This is a genomic window from Myxococcus sp. MISCRS1, assembly GCF_026626605.1.
GTDB lineage: Bacteria > Myxococcota > Myxococcia > Myxococcales > Myxococcaceae > Myxococcus > Myxococcus fulvus.
The window spans coordinates 1,307,640-1,328,174 of sequence record NZ_JAPNKB010000001.1; the positions used below are offsets into that span (position 1 = coordinate 1,307,640).

Below are 20,535 nucleotides of genomic sequence, written 5' to 3' on the forward strand. Positions count from 1 at the left end.
GCGTCGCCCTATGCTGCGCGCCGTGCGCCCGTCCTTTCCCATTCTCGCACTCACTGCGATCCTCGCGCTCTTTCCGCTGACTCCGGCCCTGGCCCAGCCCGCGGGGGACGCCCCTCGTCTGCACGAGCTGAAGTTCGACTGGGCTCGCGACGGCGTCATCACCGGCTCGGCCGCCGTCCTCTGGATTTCGAGCGAGGCGCTCTTCAAGAGCGACCTGGCGCCCGCGACATGCCGCTGGTGTGACCGGGCGCCGGACGGGACGGACCGACTCAACAGATTGGACCGCTGGGGCCGGGGACTCGCGGGGAACACGGAGGCGTCCCGGCACCGCGCGGGGCACTGGAGCAACATCATCGGCTTCGGCGTGCTGCCCGCCGGGGTCATGGGTCTGCAGTACGCGGTGGGCCGAGGCTCGGACAGCCCGAACCGGTTCTTCGCGCAGGACGCGACCATCATCCTGGAGAGCGCCATGCTGGCGACGCTCGCGAACCAGACGGTGAAGTTCCTGGTCGGCCGTGAGCGCCCCTTCGTCCACGTGCTGCCCGAGGACCAGAAGCGCCTCACCGACCAACCCAGCGACAACAACCTGTCCTTCTACAGCGGGCACACCAACCTGGCCTTCTCGCTGGTGGTGTCCGCGGGCACGGTGGCCGCGCTGCGCGGCTACGAGAACCAGGCGTGGATCTGGGCCGTGGGACTGCCGCTCGCCACCTCCGTGGGACTGCTGCGCATGGGCGCCGACAAGCACTACCTCACCGACGTGGCCACGGGCGCCGTGATGGGCGCGGCCTTCGGCGTCGCGGTGCCCCTGCTGTTGCATGGCCGGACCGGCGGCGTGGAGTCCAGCGCCGCGCGTCGCTCCCCGACCGCCGCCCGGCTGATGCCCGTCGCCGGCGCGCGCATGGCTGGCTTCTCGGGCGTGTTCTGAGGCCCGCCATCCGCGGAGGTCCCGGGCAGGCGTGGCGCGCGGGCGTGCTGGCGCTGGTGCTCCTCGCCGGCTGCAACTCCGCGAGCCGCTTCGCGCCCAGCTACCTGCTCGTGCCGCCCCAACCCTTCATCACCGCGCCGCCCATCTGGGGCCCGGTGGAGGCGGGGCATTGGAGCGTCGGGATGCGCGTGCAGGCCATCGCCGCCACGCCGGAGGACCCCTCGGCGCTCCAGCTCACGGTCTGGTACCCGACGCGGGAGAGCGACGCGGCGACGCGCCTGCACTATCGCGACTACGTGGGACTCATGGGCTTCGAGTCCGAACCCGAGACGCCTCGCGACGAGGCGCGCGCCACCCAGGCCGTCACCCTCTACGAGCAGCAGCTCATCGACCTGGGCGTGCCCGAGGAGAGCACCGCCGCGTGGCTCGACACGCCCATGACGGCCACGCCTCACGCGCCGCCCGCGCCGGGACGCTTCCCGCTCGTGCTGGTGGCGCAGGGCCGGCACCACTCCGCCCACCATCAGGCCGTGTTGGTCGAGTACCTGGCGAGCCACGGCTACGTGGTGGCCACCACGCCCTCGCCCACTCGCGCAGGGCCGCCCGGGCCGCTCGTCGACGTGCTCGCCACCGCGAAACGGCAGGCGCGGGAGCTGGAGCGCGCGCTGCGCGTGCTCCGCGCGGATGCGCGCATCGACACCTCGCGCGTGGCCGTCATCGGGCACAGCCTGGGTGCTCGCGCGGCCTTCCTGTTCGCGCTCGCGCATCCCGAGGCGGGCGCGCTGGTGAGCCTGGATGGGGGCATCGGGACCCGGCGCGGCAAGGAGTGGTTGAAGGGCCTGCCGGACTTCCAGCCGGAGCGGGTCCAGGTCCCCCTGCTGCACCTGTTCCAGGAGGACGACGCCGTGGTGGTGCCCGACTTCGAGCTGCTCGAGTCGCTGCGCGGCGCGCATCGGTGGATGGTTCGAATCCCCGGCATGCGCCACGTGGGCTTCACCAGCGTGGGCGCCGCCGCCACGCTGGCGCCGGGGGTGGTGTCGGCGGAGACGGCGAAGGCGGTGGCCCGGGGCTGGGCCACGACGGCGGACGTTACGCGCAGGTTCCTGGACGCCACCGTGCGACGCAGGCTCGTGCGGCCCACCGCGCCGCCTCCGTCCGCCAGCGCCCTGCTCACACCGGACACGGACGCGCTGCTCGAGCACTGGGAGCCCGGCCAGCCCTGAGCCGCGCTACATCACGCCCGCGGGAGCCTCGTCGCCGTCGTGCCCTCCCTCCACGACGGGCAGCCGGGACAAATCCCAGCGGCGCCCCGGCTCCCAGGCGACGGCGCCGGACACCCCCCAGCCGACGCGCACGACCTCTCGGCCCTCGTACTCCAGCCAGAAGACGGACTCCTCGGGGCGCGTGGCCTGGTCCAGGCAGGCGATGCGCGTCGCGGGGCGGCCCGCGCCCTCCAGCGTCACCGCGAAGGCCTTGTGCGAGTGTCCACACAAGAGCCACTTCGGCTGCACCGTGTCCACCAGGCGGCGCGTCACGCCATTGCCAATCCAGTACGAGGGCAAGGGCCGGGGCGGCGAGGGATTCTCCTCCCGCGCGCGCTGGACGATGCCCCGGGGCCACTCGTGCACGAGCATCAGGTCCACGTCCCTGAGCGACATCACCCGCTCCACCTCCGCGGTGCGGAAGTAGCCCGCCTGCTTCATCAGGTCCTGCGTGACGGGGCGCTTCAAGGGCTGGTCGATGAAGCGCGGCGCGTGGATGCCGGACAGGAAGCCCACGCGCAGCCCGGAGAGCTCGCGCACGCCGGCGCGGCCCAGGTAGGTGACGCCCGGCGCCAGCTCGCCCCCGTCCTGGAAGTCGTGCAGCGCCTCGAAGTCCTCGTTGTTGCCGCCGATGAAGTACAGCGGCCGCTTCACGCGGCGGACGCCGTCCGCGTACTCGGCGAACTCCGCGGGCATGGTCCGCTTGGCGGCCTTGCGCCGATGGTCGTCCGCGCGGCGGAACGCCTCCACGTCCCCCACCGCGAGCACCATCGACACCGGCCGACCACGCGACTGCTCCAGCGCGTCCAACCACGTCTCCACGCGGTGGAAGCGACCGTGGACGTCACCCAGGGCGGCAACCAGGAGGGGCTCCGGCATCACCCCGGAAGGCTGCACCCGCGCATCCACCCTGTCGAGTCATCCCTGCCCCATGGGACGCAAGGCTGACAGAAAACCCACACTTCAGCTCAACGCAGCCATGAAGGAAGCACTCGCCAGAATCAATCACAGACAAACGCCGCGCCCCTCCGAGAAGAAGCGCGGCGCCGTCACACCTTGGACTCACGTGAGCGCTAGTTGCAGCCCAGCGGGTACGTCACCTCCACCAGCGAGCCCGGCGCGGGAGCGGAGTCCCGGTCGAAGATGATGCTGTTGGTGCGCGCGTCGTACTCCCAGCCCGACAGCACCTGCACGCCGTCCACGTGGACCACGATTCGCGTGGTGTCCGCGGGCTCCTCGGACAGGGGGAACTTGCGGTTGGGGCCGAAGGCGCTGTTGGAGAGCTTCTCCAGGGACGCGGCCCAGTTGGGCGTGCAGATGCTCTCCACCACGCCGCCCGTGGTGTTCGCCAGCTGGATGTAGCGGCTGCCGGCGCTGCTCGACGTGGGGCAGGTGGCCAGGTCCATGGGGCCGACAATCGCGTTGATGCTGAGCTTCGCCTTGTCGTTGCCCTTCAGCGCCAGGAAGTACGTCTCGTAGAAGGACACCGGCTGCGAGCTGAAGTCCTCCTCGTCCGACAGGAAGATGATGGCCAGCTTCGCGTCCTCGCGCAGGAACCCACCGTTGCCGTCGTTGGGCAGCGGCGTGCGGGCGTCATCCAGGTTGTAGAGCAGCGGGTCCGACAGGGCGCGGTGCGCCGCGTCCAAGCCCTGCTCGTTCCAGTGACACACGCCCACGCGGGTGTTGTCCGCGAACACCGCGGCCGCGTTGGGCGTGTCCGGCGTGATGATGCGGGGGCGCGAGCCGTCCACGGGGAACAGGCGCCCGTTCTCGCCGCCCTGCGCGCCGCCCGGGCACTCGGACCAGCCGCCCGGGGACTCGTCCAGGCCCGTCGTGGTGACGCCGATGCGGTAGTCCACCGCCGCCGCGCTCGCCGCGCTCAGGAAGGCCGCGAAGTTCTGCCCCAGGCTCTGCTGCTCCTCCATCATCGAGCCCGAGTTATCCACCACGAAGAGCACGTCCACCTTCGCCTTCGACTCCTGGAAGAAGCGGTCCGTCTGCTCCGCCTTCGTCACGCCCCGGCCCAACAGGCCCGCCGTGTACTCGCTCCCATCCTCCAGCCGGAAGCGCACCGCCGCCGCGTCGTCGCCGTCGTCCGTCGGCGTGTAGCGCGCCGTCAGCTTCACCCGCCCGCCCGCGGCAATCGAGGACGGGAAGGCGCTCGCCGACTCCACCGAGAACTCCTCGCCCGCCTGCTCCAGCGTCATCTCGGCCACCTTCACCGGGCCGATGCACTCGTTGATGGCGACCAGCTCCCGGGTGCGAGGTCCACACGACAGCTTGGTGACGCCGAAGTCCACCGTCGTCGGCTGCAGCGCGAAGCAGCCCTTCACGCCCTCGCCCACGAGCGACACCAGCGGGTGCCCCAGCGTCGGGTGGTTCACCCACGCCTCCGCGAGGCCCTCGAAGGGCCCCTCCTCCTCCGGCTTGAAGCGCACCACCAGCGTGGCCTTCTGGCCCGGCTCGAGCACGTGGTTGGGCACCGACTGCGCGAGGAAGGACGGGTCCGAGCCCGCCACCAGCTGCATGGACGCCAGGTAGCACGCCTCCGTGCCGGTGTTGCGCAACGTCACCCCCAGCCCCACCTCCGCGCCCACCGGCACCTTCCCGAACTTCAGCTGCTGCGGCAGCGAGTACTGGCACGGCTTGAAGGCGCGCCCCTCGCCCTTGAGCGTCACGCCCTCCGTGGACGTGGTGCTCCCGGCGCGCACGCTCACCGCGAGCTGCCCCTCGCTCCGACCCGCCGCGCCCACACGCGGGCTGAAGGTGATGCCCACGAAGGCCGACTGGCCCGCGGGCACCGTCACGCTGGCCGGCGCCTGCGCCAGGGTGAAGTAGCCGCCCTGCGCCGTCGTCAGGTTCAGGTTGTTGACGAGCACGCTGTCACGGCAGCGGTTGATGACCTCCACCGGCCGCGTCGCCGTCATGCCCTCGGCCACCACGCCGAAGTCCAAGTCACGCGGCTTCACCGCCACGCAGGACGTGCCGCCCTCGCCCGCGAGCGACACCTTGGGGCCCGGCGCCGAGGAGCCCTGCTCGCGCACGCCCACCTCCACGCGCCCCTCGCCCGCGCGCCCCAGCACCACCGGGGTGAAGGCCACGCGCACCTCCACGCTCGCGCCCGCCGCCAGGAGGCCGCCGCTGAGCACGGGCTCGCTCACCACGCGGTACACGCCGCCCGGGTTGACCTGCAGCTCCACGCCGGACCAGCGCAGGGACTCAGTGCCCTGGTTGCGCACGGTGATGGACTGCTCCGCGCTGGCGCCCAGCGCCACGCGCCCGAAGTCCAGCCGCAGCGGCGTCACCTCCAGCTTGGACGCCACGCCCATGCCCTTGAGCGGCACCACCGCCGGCTCGCAGCCGTCGCACACGGCGATGTGCAGCTCCGCCGCGGCCGCGCCCAGACGCCGGGGAGCGAAGGCCACCGACAGCACCCGCTCCTCGCCCGGCGCCAGCGTGGGCGCCTCGCCATGCTCCGCGGTGAACTGGTCCAGGTCCGCGCCCTGCACCGACACCGCCAAGGGCGTCTCCACGTCGGAGGGGTTCTTCACCGTCACCTGGCGCATCTCCACGAAGCCCATGGCCACGTTGCCGAAGTCCAGCTCCGTCAGCGGCACCTCCACGAAGGCCTTCACGCCCCGGCCCGACACCGGCACCTGCCCCTGGGCGTCCGCGTCCGTGATGAGCTCCAGCGAGCCCTGCACCGAGCCCTCGACCTCGGGCTTGAAGTGCACCTCGATTTCGCGCTCGGCGCCGGCGCCCAGCGTGAAGGGCTCGAACGGCGGCACCGTGACATTGGGGATGGTGGAGGTGGCGCCCTCCACGCGGTAGGACGCGCGGCCGCCGTTGGTCACCTTCAGCTTGAAGCTCTTGGTGCGGCCCAGCGCGGCGGGGCCGAAGTCGATGGTCTCGGGGCGCACCACGAAGGCGCTCTTCGCCCGCTGCGACGACGGGCGCTCACACCCCGTCCCCACCACCAACGCCACCGCCACCCACGCCACCCAGAACAGACGTCTCATCGTTGCTGCCTCCCCACGACTCCCGAGCCCGGATTCCGCACGGCCTCGCACCCGCGCGATTCCGGCGGAGGGGGCGCTTTGCAACCCAGGTGCCCGACGCATGGCGGCGACAGACGTCCACCGGCCAACGTGGCAACTCTTGGGCGTGGCTGGGAAAAGGGGTTCTCCGCCGTGGGAAGAACGTTTCCCTGGGGGCGGGTGGGACTGGAATTACTTCAGGAACGCCAGGTGACAGTCGGGACAAACCACCAGCCCGCCGTGGGCACCCGAGCGCCTCAGGGCGCGGGCTTCGACTGCGGGGCGCGCAGGCGCTCCAGCACGCCCGTTCCCCAGAGGACGCCCACCATGCACACCAGGGCGCCCGTCACGGCCAGGGGCGAGACGGCCTCATCCAACAGCAGCGCCGCCAGCACCCACGAGAAGACCGGCGTCGACTGGGTGGCGACCCCGCCGGCCACCGCGGTGACGTAGCCCAGGGCATACGTGAAGGCCATCTGCGCCACCACGGAGGAAACCCCCACGCCCAACAGCGGAAGCACGACATCCCAGCCGAGCGGCCTCCAGTCCGCGAGCGCGAAGGGCAGGCTGAAGAGCAGGCCGAACAGACAGAAGGAGAGGAACACCGTGGCCGCGTCCGTCTCGTGCCTGAGCGCGCGGATGACCACCACGGCCGCGCCGCCCAGCACCGCCGACGCCATGCCCGCCCACGCGCCCAGCCCCAGGGTCAGCGACACGTCCTGGGCCACCGTGCTCCACATGACCAGCCCCGCGCCCGCCGTGGTGAGCACGAGGCCCGCCAGCAGCGCCCCCGTCACGCGCTCGCCCAGGAACATCCAACCGATGATGGCCGCGTAGATGGGCCAGCACGCGTTGAGCAGCACCGCGGGCCCCACCGACATCCGGTCCAGCGCCACGAAGTAGAGGTAGACGGCCGCGCCGCCGAAGATGCCGCGCAGCGCCCACAGGTGGACGCGCCCGAAGCGGGGCCTGCGCCGCATCAGCGGGAAGAACAGCGCGAGGAACAGCAGGCCGATGGCGAAGCGCCCGGACGCCACCTGGCCCGGGGACAGGCGGCCGGCCAGCAGGCGGGTGCACAGCGCCATGACCGCGAACAGCACGCTCGCGAACACGAGCAGCGGCGTGCCGCGGTAGCGCACGGGGAGGACCCAGCGAGAGGACATAGGAGGAGGCGCCCCTCTACCGGAATCCCGGTCGGGGCTCCAGCGGCCCCGGGTCGCCCGCTCGGGCGGCCGGCGCGGGTGGGAGTGGGCGCGCAACGCCACGCGTTGAGGACCATCCACCCTCCTCTCCAGGTTTTTCCACTACCGGAACACCTATTCAGTGGTAGATCGCCCGCCCATCATGTCCGAGCCCGACGTCATCTCCCTCCGAGGCGCCAAGGAGCACAACCTCAAGAACGTCTCCCTGGACATCCCCAAGAAGAAGCTGGTCGTCTTCACGGGGGTCTCCGGGTCCGGCAAGAGCTCGCTCGCCTTCGACACGCTCTACGCGGAAGGCCAGCGCCGCTACGTCGAGAGCCTCTCCGCCTACGCCCGTCAGTTCCTGGGGCAGATGGAGAAGCCCAAGTACGACACCATCCGGGGCCTGTCGCCCACCATCTCCATCGAGCAGAAGGCGGCCAGCAACAACCCCCGCTCGACGGTGGGCACCGTCACCGAGGTGCACGACTACCTGCGCGTGCTCTACGCCTCCATCGGCGTGCAGCACTGCCCCAACTGCGGCCGCAAGGTCGGCAAGCAGAGCGCGCAACAGATTGTCGACGAAATCCTGAAGATGCCCTCGGGCAGCAAGCTCCAGGTGCTGGCGCCGCTGGTGACGAACCGCAAGGGCGAGCACAAGGACCTGCTCACCGAGGCGCAGAAGCGCGGCTTCTCCCGCGCGCGCATCGACGGGGCGCTCAAGAGCCTGGAGGAGCGCATCGAGCTGGACAAGAAGTCCAAGCACGACATCGAGCTGGTCATCGACCGGCTGGTGCTCAAGGCGGACATCAAGACGCGGCTGACGGACTCGGTGGAGACCGCGCTGCGCGAGGGCAAGGGCACGCTCATCATCACCAACGAGACGGGCGCGGCGAGCGCCGACCGGGTGATGAGCGAGCTCAACGCGTGCCCCGCCTGCGGCATCTCCTTCGGGGATTTGACGCCCGCGTCGTTCTCCTTCAACAACCCGCTGGGCATGTGCACGGACTGCAACGGCCTGGGCACCCGGCCGGAGATGGACCCGGACCTCATCGTGCCGGACCCGTCTCGCAGCATCCGCGACGGCGCCATCGAGCCCTGGGCCAACGGGATGAACCGCGGCGAGGGCTGGACGGCGGACTTCGTGGAGAGCCTGTCCAAGGCGTTCAAGATTGATCTGGACGTGCCCTACGGGAAGCTGTCGAAGCGCGAGCGCGACACGCTGATGAACGGCGCCAAGGGCAAGAGCTTCACCGTCGAGTGGGGCGACAACGGCAAGTACAAGATGGAGTGGGAGGGACTCGTCGAGCGCATGATGCGCAACTTCAAGACGACGACGTCCGAGGCCCGCCGCACCGAGCTGCAGAAGTACTTCAGCAACAAGCCCTGCCCCACCTGCAAGGGCGAGCGCCTGCGCCCCGAGAGCCGCGCGGTGAAGGTCCACGCGCACTCGATTGTCGAGCTGAGCCGGCTGACCATCGCGGACGCGCTCGCGTTCCTGGGCGCGCTGGCCCTGTCCGAGCACGAGCGGAAGATCGCCACCGAGCTGCTCAAGGAGATCCGCAGCCGCCTGTCGTTCCTGGTCGACGTGGGCCTGGGCTACCTGATGCTGGACCGCACCGCGTCCACGCTGTCGGGCGGCGAGAGCCAGCGCATCCGGCTGGCGTCCCAGATGGGCAGCGAGCTGACGGGCGTCATCTACATCCTGGACGAGCCCTCCATCGGCCTGCACCAGCGCGACAACGGCAAGCTGCTCACCACGCTCAAGCGCCTGAGGGATTTGGGCAACTCCGTCATCGTCGTGGAGCACGACGAGGAGACGATGGAGGACGCGGACTGGCTGGTGGACTTCGGCCCGGGCGCGGGGGAGCTGGGCGGCCAGGTGGTGTCCCAGGGCACGCCCAAGCAGGTGATGGCGGACGAGAACAGCCTCACCGGCGGCTACCTCTCCGGGCGGCTGGAGATTGAAATCCCCGAGCAGCGCCGCGCGCCCAATCCCAAGCACCAGCTGGTGATTCAAGGCGCGAAGGAGAACAACCTCCGGGACGTGGACGCGGTGATTCCGCTGGGCATCTTCACCGCCGTCACCGGCGTGTCCGGCGCGGGCAAGTCCACGCTCATCAACGAGATCCTCTACCCCGCCCTGGCCAAGCACCTGTACGACAGCCGCGAGTCGCCCGGGAAGCACAAGGCGGTGCTGGGCTTCGAGCACCTGGACAAGGTCATCGACATCGACCAGCGGCCCATCGGCCGCACGCCGCGCAGCAACCCCGCCACGTACACCAAGGTGTTCGACGCCATCCGCGAGGTGTTCGCGATGACGCCGGAGGCGCGCGCGTTCGGCTACGGGCCGGGCCGCTTCAGCTTCAACATCAAGGGCGGCCGCTGCGAGTCGTGCGAGGGCGACGGCGTCAAGCTGGTGGAGATGCACTTCCTGGCGGACGTGTACGTGCCCTGCGAGGTCTGCAACGGCAAGCGCTTCAACGAGGCGACGCTGCGCGTGCGCTACAAGGGCAAGAACATCGCGGAGACGCTCGACATGAGCGTGCGCGAGGCCCAGGAGCACTTCGGCGCGCACAAGGACATCATGCGCGTGCTGCAGACGCTGGGCGACGTGGGCCTGGGCTACATCCGCCTGGGACAGCCCTCCCCCACCCTGTCCGGCGGCGAGGCCCAGCGCATCAAGCTGGCGCGCGAGCTGGCGCGCGTGGCCACCGGCCGCACGCTCTACATCCTGGACGAGCCCACCACGGGCCTGCACTTCGAGGACATCCGCAAGCTCTTGTCCGTGCTCAACCGGCTGGTGGCCGCCGGCAACAGCGTGCTCGTCATCGAGCACAACCTGGATGTCATCAAGAGCGCGGACTGGCTCATCGACATGGGCCCCGAGGGCGGCGCCGGCGGAGGCCAGGTGCTGGCCGTGGGCACCCCGGAGAGCGTGGCCAAGGTGCAGGCCAGCCACACCGGCCGCTACCTGGCGCACGTGCTGGGCAAGTCCCGGCGCGCCCGCGTGGGCAAGCGCGTGGCGGACACGAGGCCCGCGCAGCCCGGCGCGACGGGCTGATTACACACACCGGCCGCTTCCAGAACATGGAGCGGGGGGCGGGGGTGCCTTCATTCACCCCCTACCCCCCGTCCACCTTGGAGGAAGACTTCACAGGTGGGGTGTGAGACGCGAAATCAGTTTCAGCCGCGTGTCATATGATAGGGCCTCATCAATTCCTGTCAAACAGGCCCAGCCCGCTTAAGTTGCATCGATCAACACGCACTCGCATCGGAACGCGCGGGGCAAGCTCGCAGGAGAATTCCGGTGCGACTGCGCCGCGGGCGCGGGGCACGCGACGCACGCCGCATCGCGGCAGGGCAAGGCAGGCAGCCCGCGCCAAGGCCGCCCCACCGTGTGGGGAGGGGCCGCTCGGGGTGGCGGAGTGACGTGGGACGCGGGCCTTCGGTGGAGTCCGGCGCGCGCGTTGGGTAGGGTTGGGCCCCTTGCCTTCCAGGCGCCCCCACCTTTCGCCACCAGGGAGCACCCCGACTCATGGCTGAGAGTCCCGCGGTACCGCAGAACAACAAGTTCCCGCCGCAGATACCCTTCATCATCGGCAACGAGGCGTGTGAGCGCTTCAGCTTCTACGGGATGCGGAACATCCTCACGGTGTTCCTCATCGACTACCTGCTACGCAACGCGGTGCCCGACACGGGGCTGCGCGAGGCCCAGGGCAAGAGCCTGATGCACACCTTCATGGCGGGGGTGTACTTCTTCCCGCTCATCGGTGGGTACCTGGCGGACCGCTTCTTCGGGAAGTACCGCACCATCCTCTGGCTGAGCATCGTCTACTGCATCGGCCACGCGCTGCTGGCCGTCTTCGAGAACAACGCCACGGGCTTCTACACGGGCCTGGCGCTGATCGCCGTGGGCAGCGGCGGCATCAAGCCGTGCGTCGCGGCGATGGCGGGAGATCAGTTCAACGAGTCCAACAGCCACCTGGTGAAGAAGCTCTTCGCCATCTTCTACTGGACCATCAACTTCGGCTCGTTCTTCGCGTCGCTGTTCATCCCGCTGTTGCTCAAGAACTTCGGCCCGTCGGTCGCCTTCGGAATCCCGGGCGTGCTGATGTTCATCGCGACGGTCATCTTCTGGGCGGGCCGGCGCCACTACGTGATGGTGCCGCCGACGGGGGCCAACCCGCACTCGTTCCTCAAGGTGGTGAGCAGCGCGCTGAAGAACCGGGGCCAGGGCGGCCACTGGCTGGACGGCGCCAAGTCCACGCACCCCGACGAGGCCGTGGAGGGCGCCAAGGCGGTGTTCCGGGTGAGCGGGCTGATGCTGCCCTTCGTGCCCTTCTTCTGGATGCTGTTCGACCAGAAGGCGTCCACGTGGGTGGTGCAGGCGCGCTCCATGGACCTGAACGTGGCCGGGTACGAGTTCCAGCCCAGCCAGATGCAGTTCGTCAACCCCATGCTGGTGATGCTGCTCATCCCCTTCCTGACGGCGGTGGTGTACCCGCTGTTCCAGCGCTCGGGGTGGGAGCTGACGCCGCTGCGGCGCATGCCGCTGGGGCTCGTCTTCGGGGCGGTGTCGTTCATCATCGCCGGCTTCTTCCAGGTGGCGATGGAGGGCGGCACGACGCTGAACATCGCGTGGCAGATTCTGCCGTACGTGGTGCTGACGCTCGGCGAAATCCTGATGTCCACCACGGGCCTGGAGTTCGCGTACACGCAGGCGCCCCGGCAGATGAAGGGCACCATCCAGAGCGTGTGGCTGGTGACGAACACGCTGGCCAACGTGGCGGTGGCCATCGCCGCGGCGCTCAACGTCTTCTCCGGCTCCGGCCAGTTCTTCTTCTACGCGGGCATGGCCCTGGTCGCCGCCGTGGGCATGGCGCTGGTGGCCCGCCGCTACGTGGTGCGCGACTGGTACCAGACCTCCGCGCCGCTCCCCACCGAGGAGCGCAGCGCGGCGGGAATCACGGCGAAGTCGGCCTGAGAAAACAGCGACGCCGGAGCCCTCCACCTGAGAGGCGCTCCGGCGTCGGGTGCTTCGTCGAAGCCAAGGGGCGCGCTTCTCCTTTCCAGGGAGGCGCGCCCCTCGTCGTTTCCGGACTCAGGCCGCGGCCACCGAGGAGCCGCCCTGGGCCTGCTCGTGGGTGGCGGAGGCGGGCTTCACCTCGTCGGTGCCGTGCATCATCTTCTTCAGCACCGGCGAGACGACCAGGAGGATGAGGCCGGCGATGCCCGTGCCGATGGAGATGTAGAGGAACACGTCGAACTCGCCCAGCTTCTCCGAGTAGCCGCCGATGACGCCGGACAGCTTGTTGGCCGCCGCGTTCGCCAGGAACCACACGCCCATCATCGCGGAGACGATGCGCTGGGGCGCGACCTTGGTCACCATGGAGAGGCCCACCGGGGACAGGCACAGCTCGCCCATGGTGTGGAACAGGTACGCCAGGATGACCCAGTACGCGGCCGCCTTGCCTGCGTCCGCGCTCTGGTTGGAGGCGCCCAGCATGAAGACGAAGCCGACGGAGAGGAACACCAGCCCCATGCCCATCTTCACCGGGATGCTCGGGTCCTTGCCGCGCGCGGCCAGCCACCCCCACAGCCCCGCGAACACCGGCGCCAGCGCGACGATGAAGAGCGAGTTGAAGTTCTGGAACCAGGTGGTGGGGACCTCGGCGCCGAACAGGTGACGGTCCACCTTCTCGTTCGTGTAGAGGTTCATCAGACCGCCGGCCTGCTCGAAGCCCGCCCAGAAGGCGACGACGAAGAGGGCGATGATGAAGATGACGATGATGCGGTCGATTTCATCGCGGCTGAAGCCCTTCTTCTCCCCGCCGCCCTGCGCCGCCTGCGCCTGCGGCGTGGGCTTCACGGGCGCCAGGCCCACGTCGCCCAGCAGCTTCTTCTGCAGCGCGAGGAAGGCGATGAGGCCCAGGAACATGCCCACGCCCGCGGAGCCGAAGCCCCAGTGCCAGCCGACCTTCTCACCCAGCGTGCCGCAGATGAAGTTGCCGAGCATCGCGCCCAGGTTGATGCCCATGTAGAAGATGGTGAAGGCACCATCCCGACGGCCGTCACCCGGCGCGTACAGCCCGCCCACCATGGTGGAGATGTTCGGCTTGAAGAAGCCGTTGCCGATGATGAGGAAGCCCAGGCCCACGTAGAACATCATCACGCTGGGGAGCGCGAGGACCAGGTGGCCTATCATCATCAACACGCCACCGAGCACCACCGCCCGGCGCTGCCCCATGAAGCGGTCCGCGATGAAGCCGCCGACGATGGGCGTCAGGTACACTAGGCCGGTGTACGTTCCGTAGAGGCTGAGCGCTTCGCTCTTGGTCCACCCGAAGCCCCCGTTGACCTGGCTCGTGAGGAATAGGACGAGCAGGCCGCGCATGCCGTAATACGACATGCGCTCCCACATTTCGGTGAAGAACAGGAGGTACAACCCTCGCGGGTGCCCCTGACGGGCAGCGCCCGCGGCTACGGTTCCTTGCATGCCGAGGTTTCCTTCGGTGGGTGGATGGGGGTGTGACGTAAAGAGCACTTGACTGTAGCAGACCCAACGACAGCCGTGCGTGAGTGGACAACGGGGACGGCCGAGAATTCCCCCGCCCCCCGCCCCGCCCTCCGGACGTCACGCCGCGCCGAGTCGAGCCTCCGCCCGTGAAGGGGCTCAGCCCAGCCGGCCCACGCGGGGCTCGGACTGTCCCTCGGCGCCGCCGTTCGACGAGGAGCGCCCCGGCGGACGCAGGGGCAGTCGCACCTCCACCTGGGTGCCCTTGCCCGGCGCGCTGCTCAAGTGGATGCGGCCGCCGTGGCGCACGACGATGCGCCGGCTCAGGGCCAGCCCCAGCCCCGTGCCCTCCCCCGCGGCACGGGTGGAGAAGAAGGGCTGGAACAGCCGCTCCATGTCCTCCTGGCGGATGCCCACGCCGTTGTCGCTGATGGTGACGACGGCCTCGTCCCCCTGGCAGGCCGTGGCCACGCGCACCCGGCCGTGCTCGCCCACCGCGCGCAGCGCGTTGTCCAGCAGGTTGAGCCACACCTGGTTGAGCGAGCCCGGGTCTCCCTGCACCGGCAGCGTGCACTCGTAGGCGCGCTCCACCGTCACGCCCGAAGGCACGCGCCACATGAGCACGCCCAGCGTGGAGTCCAGCAGCGTGTCCAGGGACAGCATCACCGGCGTGTCGGTGGTGCGGGTGAAGGACAGCAGCGACTCGGCGAGGTGGCGGATGCGCTGGCCGCACTCCTCCATCACCTCCACCATGGCGCGGCTCATCTGCGCGTCCGGCGTGTCGGCCACCAGCACCTCTTTCAGCGGCGTCAGCGCGTTCATCAGCCCGTTGAGCGGGTTTCTGACCTCGTGCGCGAAGCCGGAGGTGAGCAGGCCGATGGCCGCCAGCCGCTCGTTCTCCGCGGAGCGGATGGCCGCCTCGCGCAGGCGCAGCTGCGTCTCGATTCGCGCCAGGAGCTCGCGCGGGCTGAAGGGCTTGCCCAGGTAGTCGTTGGCGCCCGTGCCCAGGGCCTCCACCTTCGCGGAGACCTCCTGGCGCGCGGTGAGGAGGATGACGGGGATGTCCACCGTCTGCGGATGCGAGCGCAGGGCCTCGAGCATCTGCAGCCCCGAGAGCACCGGCATCATCACGTCCGACACGATGAGCTCCGGCCGCTCGGCCAGCGCGCGCTGGCGGCCCTCCTCGCCGTTGACGGCCTCCATCACCCGGTAGTGCTGCTTGAGCAGCCCCGCGATGAAGCCGCGAATCTCCGCGTCGTCCTCCACCACCAGGATGCGGGGCGCGTCCGGCCCCGGCCCGGCGTGATCCCTGGCCGGCAGCGCGGAGGCGTTGCGCCCGTTGTCCGGCACGCCCGCGTCCAGCGAGGGGTACGAGCCCGAGATTCGCCGCTCGCGCCGCACCGGCATCTCCGCGCGGCGCCGCTCGCGCAGCTCCTCGCGGATGTGCGCTCTCCCCTTGGGCAGGCGCACGTGGAAGGTGGAGCCCTGGCCCAGCTCGCTCGTCACGTGGATGCCGCCCTCGTGCAGCTCCAGCGTCTCCTTCACCAGCGCCAGGCCGATGCCCGTGCCGCCGAAGCGGCGGGTGCCGCTGTTGTCCGCCTGGGCGAAGCGGTCGAAGATGACCTTCGTGTCCGGGGCGGAGATGCCCTGGCCGGTGTCCACCACGTCCACCCAGACGTCCTTCTCGTCCTCGTGCACGCGCACCGTCACCCCGCCGGCCTGGGTGAACTTCAGCGCGTTGGACAACAGGTTCTGGAAGACGATGTCCATGCGCTCGTGGTCCACCTCCACGGGCGTCACCGTCTGGCCCTCCAGCTTCAGCCACACGCCCTGCCGCTCCGCCATCGCGAGGAACGGGGGCAGCACGGTGCTCAGGAAGGCGTGCAGCTCCAGGGGCTGGTAGCGCAGCCGCGCCTTGCCCGACTCGAGCTGGGCCAGGTCCAGCAGGTTGTTGATGAGGCGAAGCAGGCGCTGCGCGCTGCGCTCCATGGTGGCCACGTGCTGCATGACCACCTCCGGGTTGTTCTCCTCGCCCCGGCGCTCCAGCGACTCGAGCGTCAGCAGGATGAGCGTGAGCGGCGTGCGCAGCTCGTGGCTGACGTTGTCGAAGAACTCGCTCTTGAGCCGGTCCAGCTCCTGCTGGCGCACCAGCGCGTCACCCAGCTTGCCGTTGGCCTCCTTCAGCTCCTGGGTGCGCTCGGCCACGCGGTCCTCGAGGGCCACGTTGGCGCGGAAGATCTCGTCGTAGCGCTGCTGCAGCTCCGACAGCGAGCCCATGATGGCCTGGTTCTGCGAGCGCAGCGCCTCGTCCTTGCCCTTCAGCTCGCGCCGCCCGTCCAGCCAGCCGCCCACCGCGAAGCCCGCCGTGGCGAGCGCCCCCACGCAGAACACCGGGTGGCCCAGCCCCACCGCCGTCGCGGCCAGGCCACACACCGTGCCCAGCACCAGGCCCAGGTGGTGCCCCCACAGCGACGGAGGGTCCGTCCACGTCAGGTGGTAGCGGCACGCGGGCGCGCCGTGCACCTGGCACTCCAGCTCCCGCACCTCCGCGGGCGCCAGGCCCCAGATGGTGGGGAACGACGCGAACTGGCCCATGCGCAGCTCGCAGATGTTGCGGTCCTGCTCGACGATGCTGCTGCGGTACGTCAGGTCCAGCCGCTCGCGCTCCAGCCGCTCCACGGTGAAGTGGCCCACGCGGTTATAGCTGGGGGAGAACTCAATGGTCTGCCGGTAGCACATGCGCGGCGAGCCGACCGCGCGCAGCATGTAGAAGACGAAGCCGAGCGCCTGGGGCGACGCGGTGAACAGCCCCGCCTGCCGCATGAACTGCGGGTCCCCCGACTCCTGCTGGAGCATCGCCGCCACGCGCTCCAGGAAGCGCAGCGAGACGAAGTTCGTCGGCGTGCGCATGTACTCCAGCGGCAGACCGAAGCCGTGGCGCGCCCAGGCGCGCTGGAGCCGCTCACCGCCGTAGCGCTGCTCGAAGTACAAGAGCAGCGTGGAGGTGGCGCGGGTCCCCACCTCGGGCGCGTTGTCGGGCGTCTGCGCATCCTCCCGCTGTGGGGCACTGTCACTCAAGGCCGGGTTCCCTCCGTCACCAGCGTCACCGCATACTTGAGTCCGGCGGGGTCCGCCAACATGGCCAGGAAGTCGCGGCAGTGGGCCTGGTACGGCTCCAGGCCTCCGAAGGCGGGCGCGGCCACCGGGGCCAGCGCGGCGAAGCGCACCTCCCAGTCCCGCATCAGCCGGGCGTCCGCGGCCCCGGCCACCAGGTAGAACGGCAGCAGGTGCACCTTCACGTCCACGAGTCCCGCCTCGCGGAACTCCGAGAAGAGCTTGCGCCCGACGTGCAGATCGAACCCCCTCGTGGCCAGCGCGTCGACGATGCGCTGGGTGCCGTCACGCAGCGCGTCGGAGAAGGGCCAGTTCTGGAAGCCCAGCCCGTCGATGTCCGACACCACCACCTTGCCGCCCGGCCGGGTGACGCGCATCAGCTCCGCGAGCGCCACGGGCCGGTCCGGCAGGTACTCGAAGACGTACTGGCTCCAGACGTAGTCCACCGACGCGTCCGGCAGCCCGGTGCGGCGGATGTCCGCCTGATGGAAGCGCAGCCAGGGACGGTGGGCGTTGCGCAGGGAGGCCTCGCGCAGCCGGTCCTCGTTGAGGTCCACGCCCGTCACGTGGCCGGTGGGGCCGACCAGGTCCGCCATCGTCTCGGAGATGCCGCCGGGGCCGCAGCCCGCGTCGAGCGCGCGCGCCCCGGTGCCAAGCCCCGTGGCGCCCAGGAGGGTCCGCATGTTGTCGGACGCGCCTTCCTGCGCGAGCAGCCGACGTCCCTCTTCCGTGGACTCCATCAAGTACATGAAGGGTCCTCGGGTGACGGCTGGGCGGAGGCGCGGCGCGGGCGGCTGAGCCGCTCGAAGAGCGAGCGCCACAAGTCACACCAGCGGCGGACCATGGAGCGGTGGAAGATCCACTCGCAGAAGCGCCCCTGCCCCACGAAGCCCATCGACGCGAGCAGCGGCGCGTCCTCGTCCGCCACCAGGCCCACCGCCGAGGGCCGGCCGCGCGCGCGGGCGTGGGCGATGCACCGGTGGACCAGGGCTTCCAGCGCCTGCTTCGCCAGCGGATGCGAGCGGTCCGCCACCTCCAGCCAGAAGCCGTTGGTGACCTCGATGTAGCTCAGGCCCGGGGAGGCCTCCTCCACCAGCGCCAGCGCCAGGGGGCCGTGCTCCCCGTCCACCACGAACATGCGCCGGTCCCGGTACAGCCCCGCGGCCGCGAAGCGCGCGCGCATCTGGTCCTCCGCGTCCGGCTCCGCCTGGAGGTCCTCCGCCAGCACGCGGACCACCTCGCCCCGGGCGCGCAGGTGCGCCTCCAGCCAGGCGCGGTCCGCCTGCGTCCCCTCGCGCACCGTCAGCGTCGTCGCCGGGGCCTGGGGCGCCAGCTCCAGGGGCAGCCGCATGTAGTGGAAGGCGCGCAGCATGCTGAAGCCGCGGTTCTCCATGACGCGGGCCAGCCACGTGCCCAGCCGGTTGGGCCACCGGTTGTCGCTGCGCCACATGTAGCGCAGGAACTCCACGTCCTCGATGGCCTCGCCCATCTCCACCGCGAGCGCCGTCAGGTCGTTGGCGATCTGCTCGTGCCGGTGGTAGCCGGGCCGCACCGCCAGGTGCTGCACCAGCCACGAGCGCGAGTGCATCCTCAAGCCGCCCACGTGGCCCATGATGGCGCCCGCGTCCGCGTAGAGGATGGAGCGGCCCAGGTCCTTGGCCTCCGCGAGCCGCCGGTGGGTGTGCTCCAGCGCGTCCAGGTAGCCCGCCTCGCCGCCGAAGGGGTAGTCCGGATGGAAGGTGTAGTGGGACTCCTCCATCATCTTCCAGATGTCCGCCAGCTTCTCCTGGCCGCCGTCGCGCGAGGCCCCGCTGCGCGACGCCATGAAGGCGTCATGGATGGCGTCGCGAATCTTCGTCGGCACCTCGAGCAGCCGCACGCCGCAGCGGTACGGACGCAGGCTCCGGTCGAACCGGCTGTCGGTGTTGACCGCGTCCACCGAGCGGACCTCCGCGCGGCACGGCACCTCCGAGCCGTCCGGCAACAGGAGCGACACGTCCAGCTGGGAGCCGGCGGGCAGCACCTCGCAGGACGCGTCGAACGGGAACGCGAAGCCGCGGCCGCTCAGGTCCAGCACCGAGCGGGTGATGCGCTCGCCGTTGATGGGCGCGTGGAAGGTGACGAGGAAGCGGTGGTCGGGCCCCAGCCGGAAGCGCTGCAGGCCGCGGCGGTTCTGCAGCCCCACCGAGCGCGGCACGCTCAGCGCCACGTCGTTGTCGCCCCGGCGCAGCACGCTGGTGGCGCCCGAGTAGCTCTGCCCGCCGACCTCGAAGGAGAGCTGCAGCACGTCCCCCACGTCCGCGGGGAACGCGCCGTCATTGAAGCCGCGCAGCACCGCGCGCCCGTCCTGCAGCTCCACCACGGGCGCGTCCAGGCGGAAGTGCGAGGACGGGGTGTCCAGGTAGTGCAGCCAGATGGGCGTCTCGCGGCGCACCGCCTTGCGCAGGAGCGCCAGGACGATGACCGGGTCCCTCATGCGCGAGGACGGCGCCGTCACCGGCTCGTCCAGGCCCTCGCCCCAGGTGATGCCCAGGCGCAGGTAGGGCTGCTGGGTGGCGTGGACCTGCTGGGCGTGGCGGATGAACGCGCGCGGGACCTGGAGCACCGTCTTGCCGTGGCGCTCGAAGACCAGGTCCTCCAGCGCGGTGCCCTGGATGAACGCGCCGATGGACGCGGTGAGCGGCACGCGCAGCGCGGCGCCGAAGTTGCCCACGTCCAGGCAGCCGGCGGGGTACGTCACGCCGTTGAGCCGGAAGCGCACCGCCAGGGTGCTGGCGGGCGTCACCCGGGCCGAGGAGCGGTGCTGGAGGATGCTGGTGAGCCGGCGGCCCAGCTCCGACACGGTGAGGCTGTCATCCAGCGTATTGAAGACATGCCCTTCGGCCGCGGTCTCCACGAGCTCCTCGAGCCCCTGGCGGTCCGACTGCGAACAGACGAAGACGCGCACGGCCTCGGGCGCGGCCCGGTCGACATGTCTCAAGAAGCGCCGCGCGTTCTCCGGAGGAGCGATGATGAGGGTGGGCGCCGTGGACTCCATGCGCCGCGTGGCTTCCACCTGGGACTCCACCGCGACAACCCGGTGGACGCCCAGGACCTCGGCCAGCGCGGCGCGCCGGCCCTCGTTCGGATGCACAATCAGGACGTCCTGAGTGGGGACACTCATGCTCTCTCCTCGACGGGAAAGGCGTTCAAATGGAGAAGGGGCAGGGCCATTGCCTGCCCACGGCCACGGGTCCGGTGCCGCCCCCTCTCCACCAGCCGATCGCGTGTTCTCGACCCCGAATGTGTGGCTTGTCCAAGCTCGACAGCAAGGCGACTGCTCCCCCGGGCCGACCCGGAGGATTGCGCGCAGTCTACCCTCTCCGCGCCGTCAGGTGATGCGGGCATGCGCCTCGCTTGCACGAAGTGGGACGGTGGCAGAGTCGACCCAGGGAACGCCAGCGCCGGCCATCCGTCCGCCCGGCAGCCAACTTCCGACGATGTGGCCCAACCCCGC

General features: G+C 70.4%; 11 protein-coding genes. 4 read left to right on the forward strand and 7 right to left on the reverse strand.

Annotation, left to right across the window (positions count from 1 at the left end; genetic code table 11):
• Nucleotides 1–10 precede the first annotated feature (10 nt).
• Both OWM54_RS04980 and OWM54_RS04985 read left to right on the forward strand, forming a co-directional pair.
• On the forward strand, nt 11–928 hold the full coding sequence (locus OWM54_RS04980) for a phosphatase PAP2 family protein (protein ID WP_267696754.1): 918 nt from the start codon (nt 11–13) through the stop codon (nt 926–928).
• 44 nt (nt 929–972) lie between these two features.
• On the forward strand, nt 973–2,151 hold the full coding sequence (locus tag OWM54_RS04985; protein WP_267696755.1) for a dienelactone hydrolase family protein: 1,179 nt from the start codon (nt 973–975) through the stop codon (nt 2,149–2,151).
• Between the two features lie 6 nt (nt 2,152–2,157).
• Here the strand turns inward: OWM54_RS04985 and OWM54_RS04990 are convergent, their stop codons facing one another.
• The 3 genes from OWM54_RS04990 to OWM54_RS05000 all read right to left on the reverse strand — a co-directional run bounded on the left by OWM54_RS04990 (nt 2,158) and on the right by OWM54_RS05000 (nt 7,390).
• On the reverse strand, nt 2,158–3,069 hold the full coding sequence (locus OWM54_RS04990) for a metallophosphoesterase (RefSeq protein ID WP_223746915.1): 912 nt from the start codon (nt 3,067–3,069) through the stop codon (nt 2,158–2,160).
• A 194-nt stretch (nt 3,070–3,263) separates the two neighbouring features.
• Nucleotides 3,264–6,209: a choice-of-anchor D domain-containing protein gene (locus tag OWM54_RS04995; RefSeq protein WP_267696756.1), complete on the reverse strand. Its 2,946-nt coding sequence runs from the start codon at nt 6,207–6,209 to the stop codon at nt 3,264–3,266.
• Between the two features lie 275 nt (nt 6,210–6,484).
• Complete coding sequence (locus OWM54_RS05000) at nt 6,485–7,390, reverse strand: DMT family transporter (protein WP_267696757.1); 906 nt, start codon at nt 7,388–7,390, stop codon at nt 6,485–6,487.
• A 181-nt stretch (nt 7,391–7,571) separates the two neighbouring features.
• Here OWM54_RS05000 and uvrA point away from each other — a divergent pair, with 181 nt between their 5' ends.
• Both uvrA and OWM54_RS05010 read left to right on the forward strand, forming a co-directional pair.
• Nucleotides 7,572–10,472 carry an excinuclease ABC subunit UvrA gene (uvrA, locus tag OWM54_RS05005; protein ID WP_267696758.1) on the forward strand — a complete coding sequence of 967 codons (2,901 nt, stop codon included), beginning with the start codon at nt 7,572–7,574 and terminating at the stop codon, nt 10,470–10,472.
• A 474-nt stretch (nt 10,473–10,946) separates the two neighbouring features.
• The gene (locus OWM54_RS05010; protein WP_223746724.1) at nt 10,947–12,395 is read left to right on the forward strand and encodes a POT family MFS transporter; all 1,449 of its coding nucleotides are present in this window, start codon (nt 10,947–10,949) and stop codon (nt 12,393–12,395) included.
• Between the two features lie 117 nt (nt 12,396–12,512).
• On the opposite strand, the gene OWM54_RS05015 is transcribed toward OWM54_RS05010, so the two are convergent.
• The 4 genes from OWM54_RS05015 to OWM54_RS05030 form a co-directional block, all read right to left on the reverse strand.
• The gene (locus OWM54_RS05015) at nt 12,513–13,907 is read right to left on the reverse strand and encodes a peptide MFS transporter (protein ID WP_223746723.1); all 1,395 of its coding nucleotides are present in this window, start codon (nt 13,905–13,907) and stop codon (nt 12,513–12,515) included.
• 177 nt (nt 13,908–14,084) lie between these two features.
• Nucleotides 14,085–17,003 (reverse strand): ATP-binding protein, encoded by a 2,919-nt coding sequence (locus OWM54_RS05020; RefSeq protein WP_255652796.1) that lies wholly within the window; start codon nt 17,001–17,003, stop codon nt 14,085–14,087.
• Nucleotides 17,000–17,788 carry a methyltransferase domain-containing protein gene (locus OWM54_RS05025; RefSeq protein ID WP_194869298.1) on the reverse strand — a complete coding sequence of 263 codons (789 nt, stop codon included), beginning with the start codon at nt 17,786–17,788 and terminating at the stop codon, nt 17,000–17,002. Before OWM54_RS05025 ends, OWM54_RS05020 begins: the two co-directional genes overlap by 4 nt.
• On the reverse strand, nt 17,779–20,202 hold the full coding sequence (locus OWM54_RS05030) for a PilZ domain-containing protein (RefSeq protein WP_223746722.1): 2,424 nt from the start codon (nt 20,200–20,202) through the stop codon (nt 17,779–17,781). The genes OWM54_RS05025 and OWM54_RS05030 overlap by 10 nt, the downstream gene beginning before the upstream one ends.
• Nucleotides 20,203–20,535: the final 333 nt, after the last annotated feature.

Coding starts and splice junctions, on each gene's coding strand:
- OWM54_RS04980 (WP_267696754.1), top strand. CDS start 11: ATGCTGCGCGCCGTGCGCCCGTCCTTTCCCATTCTCGCACTCACTGCG.
- OWM54_RS04990 (WP_223746915.1), bottom strand. CDS start 3,069: ATGCCGGAGCCCCTCCTGGTTGCCGCCCTGGGTGACGTCCACGGTCGC.
- OWM54_RS04995 (WP_267696756.1), bottom strand. CDS start 6,209: ATGAGACGTCTGTTCTGGGTGGCGTGGGTGGCGGTGGCGTTGGTGGTG.
- OWM54_RS05000 (WP_267696757.1), bottom strand. CDS start 7,390: ATGTCCTCTCGCTGGGTCCTCCCCGTGCGCTACCGCGGCACGCCGCTG.
- uvrA (WP_267696758.1), top strand. CDS start 7,572: ATGTCCGAGCCCGACGTCATCTCCCTCCGAGGCGCCAAGGAGCACAAC.
- OWM54_RS05010 (WP_223746724.1), top strand. CDS start 10,947: ATGGCTGAGAGTCCCGCGGTACCGCAGAACAACAAGTTCCCGCCGCAG.
- OWM54_RS05015 (WP_223746723.1), bottom strand. CDS start 13,907: ATGCAAGGAACCGTAGCCGCGGGCGCTGCCCGTCAGGGGCACCCGCGA.
- OWM54_RS05025 (WP_194869298.1), bottom strand. CDS start 17,788: ATGTACTTGATGGAGTCCACGGAAGAGGGACGTCGGCTGCTCGCGCAG.
- OWM54_RS05030 (WP_223746722.1), bottom strand. CDS start 20,202: ATGAGTGTCCCCACTCAGGACGTCCTGATTGTGCATCCGAACGAGGGC.